Source organism: Pedobacter frigiditerrae, assembly GCF_032678705.1.
GTDB classification, from domain to species: Bacteria; Bacteroidota; Bacteroidia; order Sphingobacteriales; family Sphingobacteriaceae; genus Pedobacter; species Pedobacter frigiditerrae_A.
Window position 1 is genome coordinate 867895 of record NZ_JAVTSS010000002.1, and the last position, 13805, is coordinate 881699.

Annotated in this window: 14 protein-coding genes; 6 read left to right on the forward strand and 8 right to left on the reverse strand. The window is 35.1% G+C overall.

Annotated features, from left to right (window positions below):
- Positions 1-17 precede the first annotated feature (17 nt).
- The 4 genes from R2Q59_RS14390 to R2Q59_RS14405 form a co-directional block, all read right to left on the reverse strand.
- Entirely contained in the window at positions 18-209 is a 192-nt protein-coding gene (locus tag R2Q59_RS14390; protein ID WP_090993574.1) for a cold-shock protein, read from the reverse strand.
- A 96-nt stretch (positions 210-305) separates the two neighbouring features.
- Positions 306-1259 carry a hypothetical protein gene (locus R2Q59_RS14395; RefSeq protein ID WP_316770176.1) on the reverse strand — a complete coding sequence of 318 codons (954 nt, stop codon included), beginning with the start codon at positions 1257-1259 and terminating at the stop codon, positions 306-308.
- A gap of 36 nt (positions 1260-1295) precedes the next feature.
- Entirely contained in the window at positions 1296-2159 is an 864-nt protein-coding gene (locus tag R2Q59_RS14400) for a phosphodiester glycosidase family protein (protein ID WP_316770178.1), read from the reverse strand.
- A 21-nt stretch (positions 2160-2180) separates the two neighbouring features.
- The gene (locus tag R2Q59_RS14405; protein WP_316785990.1) at positions 2181-3434 is read right to left on the reverse strand and encodes an aspartyl protease family protein; all 1254 of its coding nucleotides are present in this window, start codon (positions 3432-3434) and stop codon (positions 2181-2183) included.
- Positions 3435-3487: 53 nt separating this feature from the next.
- Here R2Q59_RS14405 and R2Q59_RS14410 point away from each other — a divergent pair, with 53 nt between their 5' ends.
- The 6 genes from R2Q59_RS14410 (at position 3488) to R2Q59_RS14435 (ending at position 9467) form a co-directional block, all read left to right on the forward strand.
- Positions 3488-4819, forward strand: coding sequence for a D-alanyl-D-alanine carboxypeptidase (locus tag R2Q59_RS14410; RefSeq protein ID WP_316770182.1), 1332 nt, complete (start codon positions 3488-3490; stop codon positions 4817-4819).
- The gene (locus R2Q59_RS14415; RefSeq protein ID WP_316770183.1) at positions 4820-5611 is read left to right on the forward strand and encodes an alpha/beta hydrolase family protein; all 792 of its coding nucleotides are present in this window, start codon (positions 4820-4822) and stop codon (positions 5609-5611) included.
- A gap of 1 nt (position 5612) precedes the next feature.
- A complete protein-coding gene (locus R2Q59_RS14420) occupies positions 5613-6671 on the forward strand; it encodes a glycosyl hydrolase family 18 protein (RefSeq protein WP_316785991.1) in 1059 nt (352 codons plus the stop codon).
- On the forward strand, positions 6671-7717 hold the full coding sequence (locus tag R2Q59_RS14425) for an aminotransferase class I/II-fold pyridoxal phosphate-dependent enzyme (RefSeq protein WP_316785992.1): 1047 nt from the start codon (positions 6671-6673) through the stop codon (positions 7715-7717). The genes R2Q59_RS14420 and R2Q59_RS14425 overlap by 1 nt, the downstream gene beginning before the upstream one ends.
- A 9-nt stretch (positions 7718-7726) precedes the next feature.
- Positions 7727-8281, forward strand: a complete 555-nt coding sequence (locus tag R2Q59_RS14430) for a phosphoglycerate mutase family protein (RefSeq protein WP_316770190.1) — start codon at positions 7727-7729, stop codon at positions 8279-8281.
- Positions 8282-8375: 94 nt separating this feature from the next.
- The gene (locus tag R2Q59_RS14435; RefSeq protein ID WP_410478920.1) at positions 8376-9467 is read left to right on the forward strand and encodes an MFS transporter; all 1092 of its coding nucleotides are present in this window, start codon (positions 8376-8378) and stop codon (positions 9465-9467) included.
- A gap of 3 nt (positions 9468-9470) precedes the next feature.
- Here R2Q59_RS14435 and R2Q59_RS14440 read toward each other — a convergent pair whose 3' ends face one another.
- The 4 genes from R2Q59_RS14440 to R2Q59_RS14455 form a co-directional block, all read right to left on the reverse strand.
- Positions 9471-10157 carry a M15 family metallopeptidase gene (locus tag R2Q59_RS14440; protein ID WP_316785994.1) on the reverse strand — a complete coding sequence of 229 codons (687 nt, stop codon included), beginning with the start codon at positions 10155-10157 and terminating at the stop codon, positions 9471-9473.
- A 72-nt stretch (positions 10158-10229) separates the two neighbouring features.
- A complete protein-coding gene (locus R2Q59_RS14445; protein ID WP_316770194.1) occupies positions 10230-11456 on the reverse strand; it encodes an alanine dehydrogenase in 1227 nt (408 codons plus the stop codon).
- A gap of 158 nt (positions 11457-11614) precedes the next feature.
- Complete coding sequence (tsaE, locus tag R2Q59_RS14450; RefSeq protein ID WP_316785995.1) at positions 11615-12046, reverse strand: tRNA (adenosine(37)-N6)-threonylcarbamoyltransferase complex ATPase subunit type 1 TsaE; 432 nt, start codon at positions 12044-12046, stop codon at positions 11615-11617.
- A gap of 129 nt (positions 12047-12175) precedes the next feature.
- Positions 12176-13729 (reverse strand): bifunctional response regulator/alkaline phosphatase family protein, encoded by a 1554-nt coding sequence (locus R2Q59_RS14455; RefSeq protein WP_316785996.1) that lies wholly within the window; start codon positions 13727-13729, stop codon positions 12176-12178.
- Positions 13730-13805: the final 76 nt, after the last annotated feature.

Here is a 13805-nt window from a genome sequence, read left to right on the forward strand (position 1 = left end):
GTAAAATATGATAATAATTAGATTACTTTCACATTAACGGCGTTTAAACCTTTTTTACCGCTTTCAACATCATATTCAACTTTATCGTTTTCACGAATTTCGTCGATAAGACCTGTTGAATGTACAAAAATTTCGCTATCGCCGTTTGCAGGGATAATAAATCCGAAACCTTTAGTTACATTAAAAAATTTTACTGTTCCTTCTTGCATTGTATTGTATTTAATAATTAAGTGTGCAATGTACATAATTAATTATTAATAAATGCAAATACCTCATTTTTTGGTAAATAACTATGAAACAGGCTTTTATTTTGCAAGTTTGCCCACTAGATTTACAGTTATTTCACTAGAATGTGGGATACCCAAGGTTGTCCCAGGAGTTATTTTTAAAAGGTTTTTTAAATAGACGTCTGTTATTCCTTGATATAATCTCTTTCTAGCGGCCATATCTTCTTCCATTACGCCATCAACCCTGTTTACATACATTTTTCCATCCGCAGCAACGATCAAGGAAAAGCGATAGGCAAAGGCTTTATAAGATTTTTTAATCTCAATTCTATACTCTGGATAAATGTAATCGTAAGCTTGAGTTCTGTGTGTTGTAGCATCTTGCGTGCTAAATTTTTCTACTGTAACAAAATCTCCTTTCGGTGTAAATACAACAGGCTCTCTTGCAGCAAATGCTATTTTTGCATTTGATGGATCTTTGTTTGTCTTGTCTGAAAGGTTTTTGATGAATAGTGTGTCTGCTTTAGTTGGCCTTTGAAGTTCTCCAACCGTAGTGTGAAGGACTTTTTCAATATATTTTTGGGTGTAGTAAGTGCAATAAACATCAGAGCGAACATCGTCATCTCCTGCTATAACTCTACCATCAACCTGTAGCCTTTGTAAAATCAGGCTATCTTTGGTTATGGTTTTTACCCTAAAATATTCTCTTGCAAAATTATAAACTTGGCCATGGTCAAATTGGAGATAAAAGGCTTCCATTCCTTGCTTTTCTGGACTATAGGCAAGCATTGTATCTGGAGATTTAAATTGAATTATCCAAGTAGGTTCTTGCTGAAACCCATCCTTATTAAAGGATAATCCGTTTTTAAACCTACGCTTAACTTCATAAAAACGGATACCATTTACATCTCGAAAAGTTAAATCACTTTCAGGCTCCTCGTCTTTATTAGATTTTTCAGATTTAGAGTTACATGCACAGCAAAAAAGTAAACTTATAATTAGAACCGGGAAAGAAAGGAGATTAAATTTCATTATAAACAACACTCACAAATAACAGCGGCAAATATATTATTGTTTCTTTTTTAAAAGGATAACATTCGCAACTTTTCTTTCTCCTTCATGGTCCCATTTTTTATTATCTGAAGGGAAATTAACCACTCCGTTTCCAGCAAAAGATGAAACCCATAAAGTTGTAGAGCCGCCGCCATCTAAATTAATCGAACTCGAACAACCTAACCAGCGCATCAAATTAGTTAATTCGTAAAGACTCATCCCAGCAGAGTTTTCTTGCCTTCCGTCTACCGTAAGCAAAATGATGTTTCCGTTCGGTTTAAAACCAACGGCACTTCTAGGGTGACGAGCTTTGGTAAAAGATGTGGTGTCTAATTTTTCGTTGTGCTGATTAAAGGTTAACAAAGGTCCACTTAGCATCACATCTTTTTCTGTTAAAGTGTTTTCCCAGTTTGGAGTATTATCCCACTTTTTTAAACTTAATTTACCTTGATCTATAACTATTGCAGCTTTCTGATGCCTTGCTCTATTTCCATTTTTGTCTAATACATTTTGTTTAATTACAGCACCATCCATTTTAATGAAATCGACAGAACCACCATTCGCAACATCGAAAAATGTACCGTTAATGGCCGCCAATGCATTAAGTTCTTTGCCAAAAGTAGAAGTTGTTTTCTTTTCCTTTATTTCATTGCCAAATGCAAAAACAGGAGCGTTACCTTTTCTTTTAATTTCTATGTAAGCGATGTATTGATTTGCAGCAAATAGATTTTTTTGATCAAAATGATGTGTGATTAATTTTGTTTTAGGTGCAATTTTCTGCTTTTGCCATTTTGCTTTAACCAGTGTTGTGGAGTCGATATTTTGCGCAAATGTAATTTGGCTTAAGGCAATCAAAAAAATAAAAAGTGTTGATTTCATGCTTTATTAATAATCTAATTGTTAGATCCGTCTTTTTAATTTAAGAAGCTTAATAATGTTTTTGTCGTTTCTGATAATTTCAACAACAATGGTTTTTCCATTATCAGATTTAAACAATTTTGTGATTTCCTCCAAAGAGTATAGCTCGGCAAGTTTAAAATCTATTCCAACAATTTCATCCTGCTCTAGAAAGCCATATTTTTCTGCTGATGAACCAGGTTCTATTCTTCCAATAAAGTATCTTTTGTTATTATCCGGATCGGTATAGACCTCCATTCCAGACATATCATGGTCAAAAGGTAAATTGTAGCCCTGATTTGGTTTAAAATAAATTGCATTATTTGGATAATCATAAGTCATGTCAAATCGCCTTAAGAACTCAGCGCCAAGATTTCCATCTTGGGAATTATAACCAATTTGCGCAGCAACAGACTCAAACGCAGGAAAGCCTGTTATTATATTTTTAAATTTATAATTTCCCAGCTTTAAAAGAGGAATTCTTCCAACTCGACCATCAATTAGTCCGCTCAAACCTAACCCTAAATTTGCAGCAATACTAGTGTCTGGTAGAGGAAAGGCCGCTCCATTTAAGGCTTCCATTGACAGTGCATGGCCAGCACCACAATCAACAATTAATTTTGCCTTTATATTCTGTAATTGTGGGGTAGTAATATCGACGGTTATGTATGGCTTTTTATTTTCTATTTCAATTTGGAACTTTGCTCCTCTTTTCTTGATTTTTACACTTGGTAAAATAAAACTAACTCGCTGATTTGTATAATTTACCTTCACGACAAAGCTGTTAAAGAAATAGAAGCCAATTATGCCATAAATCTTTTTACCAAGATAACTTGATAAATTAAAAATATCTTTTTTTAGTATAGCTGTTGGAATATTGTTGATGTTTGCTTCTTTTACTTGAACACTCAGCTCTCCTGTTATATAGGCATCGATTTCTTCACCCTGGCCTAGGCCTCGTATTTTTGTTGAACGTAAGTTTTTAAGACCGAGGGTGTCTATTAAAGTAGGTTCAGTAATGATCAAAGGACCAGCCCCTGTATCTAAAATAAAATTATAAGGTCCTTTATTATTAATATAAATAGGTATTACGATCAAATTCTTTACAAATTCAAAATTTATAAAGGATCTTTTTTGTTTGTCAGGAAAAGTAAAGGCTTGGGCATAACCCTTTAATGAAAAAATCATTTGAAAGGTAATGATTCCAATAAAACAGAACATTAAAGGGATTTTTATTACCCGTTGCCAATATTTCATGAAACTAAATTAATAAATTAGGGCGCACATTTCTATCAATAATGGATATATAAATGGAAAACCATTCCCTAATTAATAAAAAACACAAGTTATATCTGATTTTTCTTTTTGCGATAATATTTTCGTCTTGTTCTACAAATAAGATTATCGCTCATAAAGTAAGCAAAGAATTTAAAAATTCTCAAATAATTGATAAATATCAAGTAGGCTTTGCGCTTTACGATATGCAAAAGAAGGAAATGATTTTCCAGAAAGACGCAGATAAATATTATACACCAGCATCTAACACTAAACTTTATACTTTTTATGCGGGGCTGAAAATGATGCCAGATTCTATCCCCTCATTAAGATATATTGAAAAAGGTGATTCTCTTATTTTTTGGGGAACTGGAGATCCTTCATTTTTACATACACAACTGAAGGGTGTTAATGCCTATAATCTGTTAAAATCAACCAATAAAAAATTATTTTTTGCGCCTGGTAGATATACAGGAGATTTTTATGGAAACGGCTGGCAATGGGATGATTACAATGAGTATTATCAGGCAGAAATTAATGAATTGCCATTGTTTGATAACATGGTTTTGATAAGTGCCAAAGACAAAGGTAAAATGGAAATATTACCGCAAACATTCGCTTCATGTTTCGTTTTAGATAGCACAAGCACTCAACCTTTTAAAGTGATAAGAGACTTTAATACCAATAGATTCGTTTATCCAAAAGCTGAAATTGCGGCAAAGTACGGACAACAAGTGCCTTATAAAGTGTCAAACTCAACCACGGTTAATCTATTGTCAGACACTTTGAACAAATACATCGGCATTATTAACATGAAAATGCCAACATCAGCAAAAACAATTTATAACGCTAAAAGCGATTCTGTATTTAAACAAATGATGCTACCCAGCGATAATTTTATTGCCGAACAACTTTTGCTGGTTTATGGAAACAAAATAAGCGAGGATTTAAATACTGCAAAAACAATAACTTACATTAATAGCACTTATTTGTCGGCCTTACCAGACAAACCAAAATGGGTAGATGGTTCTGGCTTATCTAGAGGGAATTTATTTACACCCAGAGATATGGTTAAGCTTTTAGAGTTAATTTATGGAGAAGTAAATAATCAAGATAAGCTGTTTAATATGTTGCCTGCTGGAGGAAAAACAGGAACACTAAAAAATGCTTATCCAAAAACAGATAATCCTTTTGTATTTGGCAAAACAGGTAGCCTTTCTAATAATCATAATCAAAGTGGCTATGTGATTACAAAATCTGGAAGGGTTTTAATATTCTCATTTATGAATAATAATTTTGTTATTCCAACTGCAGACGTTAGGAAGGAAATGGTAAGGGTAATGACATACATTCACGATAATTTTTAAATGAAACGACTAATTATTTTAATCATAGCCTTCTTCTGGCAGCTTTCTGCCTATTCGCAGGAGCAACTCGTTTATCAAAGTAAAAATTTGCCTAAGGCAGATACCACTTGGGTTTTCAAACCAAAAAACTATAAGAAGCTTGATAAACTACCAGTTATGTTTTTGCTGCATGGTTATAGCGGTAACTATAAACAGTGGAACAATATCATGAATGCACAGAAATATGCTGATGAGTATGGGTTTATCATTATATGTCCAGATGGCCTATTTAGCAGTTGGTATCTTAATAGCCCTGTAAAAGCCGATTGGCAATATGAAACCTTTTTCTTTAATGAGCTTTATCCAGACATCAAAACTAAATACAAAGTAGACGACAAAAACGTATTTATAAGTGGGCTAAGTATGGGCGGTCATGGCGCATTATATCTTTTTATAAAAAGGCCAGATTTATTTAGTGGGGCAGGAAGTACTAGTGGGGGTGTAAAATTATCAGATGGATTTGGTAAATTTGGTTTGGGAGATTTATTGGGAAATCCTCAAGCTGATAGTGAGTTATGGAAGAAATTTTCGGTTATTGAAAACATCAATCAACTAAAAGGAAATGAAAAACCGATTATTTTTGATTGTGGTTCATCAGATATGTTCTACGTTGCAAACAATCAGCTTAAGCAAAAGTGCGATGAGTTAAAACTTAATGCTACCTATATTTCTCAACCAGGAGGCCACAATAAAACTTACTGGACAAAATCTATCAAACAACAATTTGAATTTTTTAAGAATCAATTGAAATAAAATGAAATTTAAAAAGCTACTATTTGTACTAACTATCGTTTTAACATTAAACGCCTGTAAAAAAAGCGATTCTCCCGCACCCGTAGATACGCCTCCTAATACAACAACACCAGCTACCCCAACACAATATGTAGCTGATAATAGTTTTAAAATTGTTGCATATATGCCGAGTTACAGAGACCCAAACACGGTTTCGGATGCAAAATATAAAATGATTACCCACTTATTTTATGCTTTTCTAAGTCCAAATGCAGCGGCTGACGGCTCTTTAATGGCATTACCTCAGCAGGCAAGATTTTCTGCAGTGCAACAAAAAGCTAAAGCAAATAATGTAAAATTTGGTATTTCTATTAGTATCGCAACGGGTGTAACAGAGGCAACCTTTGCAGCCATAGCGAAATCTGAAACGGCTAGAGCTAACTTTGTAAAGAACATTGTAACTTTTGCGAAAAACAATAATTTGGATGGAGTAGATATGGATTGGGAATATCCAAGAACAGAAAATGGAAACCCAAATACAGATTTTACTTTGTTAATGAAAGAATTATCTACAGAGTTACATAAGCTTAATAAATTTTTGAGTGCGGCAATAACCCCAGCAGTTTACACTTCTACCAACAAAGATGCGATACAGGCAGAAGTTTATAACTATGTAGATTTTTTCAATATCATGCAGTACGATGGTGCGGGTTATGATAGCGCCGAACCATTAAACCACGCATCGATGAAAATGACTGAAGCAAGTTTAAATGTTTGGCTAATTACAAAAGGAATGCCTAAGGAAAAGGCAATTTTAGGTATGCCGCTCTACGGTAAAGATAATGCTGGGGCAGCAATTGGTTATCGCGACATTGAGGCTTCTGGCGCCGATGTAAACCTGAATGTAGCAACGGTTAATGGAAAAACCTATGGCTACAATAGTATTCCACTAATAAAGGCCAAAACCCAAAAAGCAAAAGAAAGGGCTAATGGAATTATGTTCTGGGAGTTTTCTCATGATACGAATAATGATAAATCTCTAATCAAAGCAGCAAACGACCAATTGGGTAGAACGTATTAATGCAAGAAGAAATATTTAAAAATCTAACAATACCCTTAGGTCCGCAAATTCAATTTAAGGATAAAACCTACCTTTATTTTGGCGGAACGGCTTATTTAGGCATTCCTCAAAATGAAGATTTCGTCAAACTTTATGTTGAAGGAATAAAAAAATACGGCCTTAACAACGGTACAAGTAGAGGCAATAATGTTCAGCTTGGAATTTATGGAGATGTCGAAAAATTCGCCGCTAAAAAGTTTGGCGCAGAAGCAGCATTAATCACTTCTAGTGGATATTTAGCCGCTCAGTTAACGATCAAAACAATCTCTACTTTTGGCGAAATTAAATATGCTCCTGCAACTCATCCAGCATTATGGTTAAAAGATGACCCAAAAATTGATAGCTCATTTTCAGATTGGTCAATTGGTTTAGTTAATGAAATCAATGAAAGTGAAAAAACGAACTGGGTTATCATTAGCAATTCGATGAATAATCTCTATCCAGAGATTTATGATTTTTCTTTCCTAAAGAGGATGTCAAACGAAAAACAAATTATTTTATTGGTTGATGATTCTCACGGAATTGGATTAAACAACAATGGTTTGAGTGCATTATCAGCAATTCAGTATCAAGAAAACTTGGAAGTGGTTTTAATCGCCTCTATGGCAAAAGCTTTAGGCGTTGATGCGGGAATAGTTTTAAGCTCCGGAAAAATCATCCGCAAGTTAAAAGAAAGCAATGAGTTTTTAGGTGCTTCACCACCATCAGCTGCGGGGCTTTTTGCGTTCATGCAGGGCGATGAAATTTATAGAAAGGAATTGCAAAAACTAAAGGAAAACATCTTTACCTTGAGCGAGAAATTGAAAGGAAAAGATGAATGGCATTTTATTGAAGATTTTCCAGTGTTTTTCTTTAAAAATGCAGACATTAGCAAAAAGTTGCTGACAAACAACATTCTAGTTTCATCATTCCCCTACCCAGATAAGGACGGGCCAATTGTGAATAGAATCGTTTTAAGTAGTTGGCACGATAAATCAGACATTAAAAAATTAATCGAATCCTTTTAGAATAGAAATATGAAAAACTTTATAATTATTTGCTTCTTATTGCTAGTTGGTCACCAAACTGTAAATGCACAAAAAGCATTAAAAGTTTATGTGGTTAGACACGCAGAAAAATTAACGGGTGACCCTAAAGAGAAAGACCCAGAATTATCTCCGGAAGGTAGCGAAAGAGCTCAAGCACTTGCAAAGGAATTAAAAGGGCAAAAAATTGATTCGATTTACTCTACGAATTATAAAAGAACCAAGCTAACAGGATTCCCATTAGCGGATAAAATTGGGATTTCCATTAAAACCTATAATCCAGACCAAACAAAAGCACTTGCAACTCAATTAATTGCAAATGCAAAAGGCAAAAACATTTTAATTGTGGGGCATTCGAATACAGTATTAGAAATAATTGAAGCTTTTGGTGGAGAAAAACCAGTTAAACCTTTAACTGACGATGACTACGATTACCTTTTCACAGTTACGGTTAAGGGTAAAAAAACGGAAGTAAAAACAAGTCGTTATGGCGTCTCTCACCACACGGAAGGTGGCGAAGCTAAAGCAATGAAAATGAATAAATAAATTTATTATCTAATTGCAACCTTCATCCAGTATTTATACCCTACAATTCGGATTAGTTTGTTTAAGCTCATTTCTTTTTTCGGCTAGCTTTAATATGCTCATTCCAGAGCTGCCTGCTTACTTATCAGCTTTAGGTGGTTCAGAGTATAAGGGGTTAATTATTGCACTTTTTACCTTAACTGCTGGCATATCTCGTCCTTTTAGTGGAAAGTTAACAGACACCATTGGTCGTATTCCTGTAATGGCAGTTGGTTCTATCGTGTGTTTTTTATGCGGATTTCTATATCCAATATTAACATCAGTTGCTGGATTTCTTTTTTTAAGATTATTACACGGTTTTTCTACTGGTTTTAAACCAACCGCAACTTCCGCCTATGTTGCAGATTTAGTCCCTTCTGATAGATGGGGTGAAGCGATGGGTGTTCATGGCGTTTGTTTTAGTACAGGATTAGCTATCGGCCCCGCCATTGGAAGCGCTATTACCGACCACTTCTCCATTGACATGCTGTTTTATTGTTCGTCGCTTTTTGCGTTGCTGTCCATCGTTATTTTGGCTAATATGAAGGAAACCTTGCCTAACAAACAACGTTTTAAAGCGACGCATTTGAAGATTAAAAAAGAGGATATTATAGAGTGGCAAGTTCTTCCAGCGGCGCTGATAGTTTTATGGAGCTACATTAGCTATGGCGTAATTTTAACTGTAATCTCAGATTGGAGCCATCATTTAGGCACGAGCAATAAAGGATTGTTCTTTATGATTTTTACACTTGCTTCACTGCTTATTAGGTTTGTTGCAGGAAAGGTTTCCGATAAATACGGACGAACGGTAATTTTAAGGATTTCTCTATCAATTTTAATGATTTCCTTGCTAGGAATAGCGTTTGCAAACTCAGAATTTTGGTTAATGTCAGCTTCTGCGATTTATGGTGTAGCAACAGGAATGTTGTCGCCGAGCGTAACCGCATGGACAATTGATTTAAGCAAGGCTAGTCACAGGGGAAAAGCAGTTGCCACGATGTACATTTTTATGGAAGTAGGAATAGGTTTAGGGGCTTTGCTAGCAGGAAGTATTTTTATTGATGATGTGGCGACAATTCCAAGCATATTTTACATCTGCACAGGCATTACTTTTATCGCCTTGATTTACCTGCAGTTCATTTACAAACCAAAGGTTCTTGCTCAATAATTGCTATAATTTCTCGAACGGAATATCCATCAAATCATAATCTTGCCAACCGTTAAAATCGAAATGCCACCATTCGTTATAGATTACTTTAAAGCCATTTGCTTGCATAGTTGCAATTAAAAAATCTCTGTTTTTAATAATTGCAGCTGGAAGTTTTTCAAAATGTGGAGCTGCTTCTGGCGCAAAGCTATCATAAGGTGTAGGCATTGGTACGTCTTTGCCTGTTTTAAGGTCTATGATGGTTAAATCTATGGCGCAACCACGGTTATGCTTTGAACCTTTATTTGGGTTGGCTACAAAGTTTTTATCGCTTGCTTTTTCCCAAAAGGCAATGGTAATGGCATAAGGACGATAAGCATCAAATATTTTTAATCCATAGCCTTTTGTTTTTAAAACAGCTTGAATTTTTTTAAGATGTTCTACAACAGGTTTTCTTGCAAATGCCTTCGCTTGGTTGTACATCACCTGCTGCATAAAGTTGTTTTTCGTCGCATAGCGGATGTCTAATACCACAGACGGAATAGCTTTTTTAATCTCGATTAACTCGTTGTTCGGGTTAGTTTTATAATCAGCTTTATAAACCTTATAATCATTGATGATTTTTAATCCATAAGGATTTTGTGCATTTTTTTGAGCGCATGCCGATAAAGAAATCGATATTATAAAAAGAAGAATGTTCAGGTTTTTCATCTAAAATTTAATTCCTAAAATGAGATTGCCTGCCTGCCGCAGGCGGGCTTCGTGCCTCGCAATGACGAAATATTATTGATTAGAAACAACTAATAGCTCCAAATCTTTAAAAGGGAGATTGTAAATATTGGCTAAATCTTTATTGGTGAGGTGACCTTGATAAGCATATAAAGCCTCACGAATGCCTGCTTTATTCCACACCAAATTCATTAATCCACCCATATCGCCTATGTCAACTAAAATTGGGGCAAAAATATTCGTTAAGGCATACGATGCTGTTCTAGGGACCCTAGATGCAATATTTGGCACACAATAATGAATCACATCGTGTTTTCTAAAAACAGGATCTTTGTGGTTGGTAACCTCAGATGTTTCGAAACAACCTCCCTGGTCAATACTTACATCAACCACCACAGAGTGAGGCTTCATCCTGGCAACGGTTTCTTCCATCACCAAACAAGGGCTGCGGCCATGCTCAGACCTTACTGCACCAATTACCACATCGCAAGTTGTTATCGCTTTGTTAAGTACGATAGGTTGCATGACAGAAGTAAAAACTCTGCTTCCTAAATTATTTTGTAAACGCCTTAGCCTAAAAATAGAGCTATCGAAAACCTTAACTTCTGCGCCTAAAGAAAGCGCTGTTCTAGCCGCATATTCGCCAACAGTTCCTGCGCCTAAAATTACAATTTCTGTTGGAGGAACGCCAGTAAAACCACCTAACATTAAACCCTTTCCGCCAAATGCGCTACTTAGATATTCTGCAGCGATAAATATGGAAGCTGAGCCAACAATTTCGCCCATGGCACGTACCACGCTTAGAACATTGCCTTCATCTCTTAAATTCTCAAAACACAAGGCGTTGATTTTTTTATGGAGGATGGCCTTTAAATTGGCTTCTTTTAAAGTTCCAATTTGCAAGGCAGAAATTAAAGTTTGCCCTTTATGCATTAAACCTACTTCTTCTAAAGTTGGCGGAGCAATTTTAACTATGATATCGGCGGCGTAAACATCTTTTTTGCTGTAAGAGATTTGGGCGCCTTGTTCACTATAATCTTTGTCTGTAAAATTTGCAGCAACACCAGCACCAGATTCAATTACCACTCTGTGTCCATTATTTACTAACAGCGCAACAGAAAGTGGAGTTAGTGCAATTCTACATTCTTGAAATGAAGTTTCTTTAGGGATGCCAATGAATAGATTATTACTTTTTTGATTGGTCTCCAGCATTTCCTCTTGGGTCTGCATTAATCCTCTCTGAGCAATAGCGGCCATGCCTTCTCTTAATCCTGTAGCCATGATAATCTGGTAGTTTTTAGGTGTTTGAAGTTACGGAAATTTTTTGAAAGATGAATATGGTTGAGATGGATAATGGTTAATAGAAAAGGTTTATAGATAATGGTCAATGGTTAATGGCCAGCTCGCATTCAAGCACCTAGGCAATGGTCTATCGACTATTAACCATCAACATTAACCTCACTAAAAGTAAAAACTCTCTGCTCCTCACCAGTAATCTCAATCTCTACCTTGATGTACTTTTCTGGCAAAAGGTCTTCAACTTTACTTGGCCATTCTACAAGACAATAATCGCCACTGTAAAAGTATTCTTCATAACCAATATCATAAGCTTCCTGTTGGTTTTTTAATCGATAAAAATCGAAATGATAAATTAATCCAGCTTTACTTTCGTATTCGTTAACAATAGAAAACGTAGGGCTGCTTACTACATCGTCTACTCCCAAAATTGAGCAAAAAGCTTTAATAAAAGTCGTCTTTCCAGCAGCCATTTCACCTTCAAAAATGAAGAATTTATTACCGTTTGCAAATGCTAGTAATTGCGCTGCTACGGTATCTAATTCAGCTGTACTGTTTATAGAAATGGATTTCATTTTGCAAAGATAAAAAAAAGGAAGTCGAAAGTCGGGAGACGGAAAGTCCGAAACAATTTTCACTTATGCCCTCTCTTATGGAGAGGGGATTAAGAGCCTGCTCCAATTTAATATCGGAGGGTGGGGCTTTTACTTAGAACTATAAGTTACCACAGGTATAATCATCTCCTCTAGTGAAATCCCGCCATGCTGAAACGTTTCGTTGTAATAGTTTACAAACTGATTGTAGTTGTTTTGGTAAACGAAATATTGGTCTTCTTTAGCAAAAATGTAATTAGAACTGATGTTTATTTTAGGAAGCATTGCCTCATGAGGATTTTTGATTAAGAATACATCCTTAGCATTGTAATTAAGGTTTCTGCCTTGTTTGTAACGCAAATTGGTATTCGTATTTCTATCTCCAATCACCTTACTAGGATGTTTAACTCTTATGGTTCCATGGTCTGTGGTAATGATTAATTTAACTCGCTTTTGAGAAATCTTTTTTAATAAATCTAATAACGGAGAATGCTCAAACCATGATAAAGTTAAAGAACGATAGGCGGCATCATCATTAGCTAATTCTCTAATCATTTGCATGTCTGTACGAGCGTGGGATAACATATCTACAAAGTTGTAAACAATGGCATTAAACTCATTATCCATCAAATTGCCTACTTTTTCTGTTAAATCTTTCCCTTGGTCAAAAGTTAAAATTTTGTGATAACTGAATTTGCAATCTTTACGTAAACTGCGTTTAATTTGATCTGCTAAAAAAGCTTCTTCATGCATATTCTTTCCGCCTTCGTCATCATCATTTTGCCATAAGGCTGGAAATCTTTTTTCCATGTCTAAAGGCATCAAGCCTGAAAAAATGGCGTTTCGAGCATACTGGGTCGCAGTCGGTAAAATACTGGAGTAAGTATCCTCTTCTTCTAACCTAAAATATTCGCTAATTAAGGGGTTAATAATTTTCCATTGGTCGTAACGTAAATTATCAATCAAGATGAAAAAAACAGGTGTTTTGTCGTTAATTAATGGAAATGCTTTTTTCTTCAATAACTCATTAGATAATAATGGTGCTTTTTCTTTTCCATTAACCCATCCCAAATAATTGTCTTCAATAAATTTAGAGAACTGCATATTTGCTTCAGACTTCTGCATGGTTAAAATCTCATGCATCTGTGGGTCGTCTAACTTCTCTAATTCAAGCTCCCAAAAAACTAATTTTTTATAAATGTCTACCCATTCTTCATAGCTCAATCGGTCATTTAAAGTCATGCCGATATTTCTAAAATCTTGCTGGTATGCTGATGAAGTTTTTTCGCTTACTAAACGTTTGTTGTCTATAATCTTTTTTATGGTTAATAAAACTTGTTTCGGGTTAACAGGCTTAATTAAATAGTCATCTATTTTAGAACCAATTGCATCTTCCATTAAGTTTTCTTCTTCGCTTTTAGTGATTAAAACCACTGGTACGTCTGAACGGATATTTTTGATTGCAGAAAGTGTTTCTAGCCCACTTAATCCAGGCATATTTTCATCTAAAAAGACCAAGTCGAAATGCTCTTTTCCAAAGGCTTCTAAGGCATCGTTGCCATTGGTGAAAGTGGTAACGTGATATCCTTTTTCGTTTAGCAATAATATATGTGGTTTTAATAGGTTAATTTCATCATCGGCCCATAAAATTTTGGTTTCCTGCATTATATATACTTTTTATGTAAATTAAAGTTTTTAAAAGAGCTGGTCTTTTCTACTGTCGATAAAAATAGCAATTTTT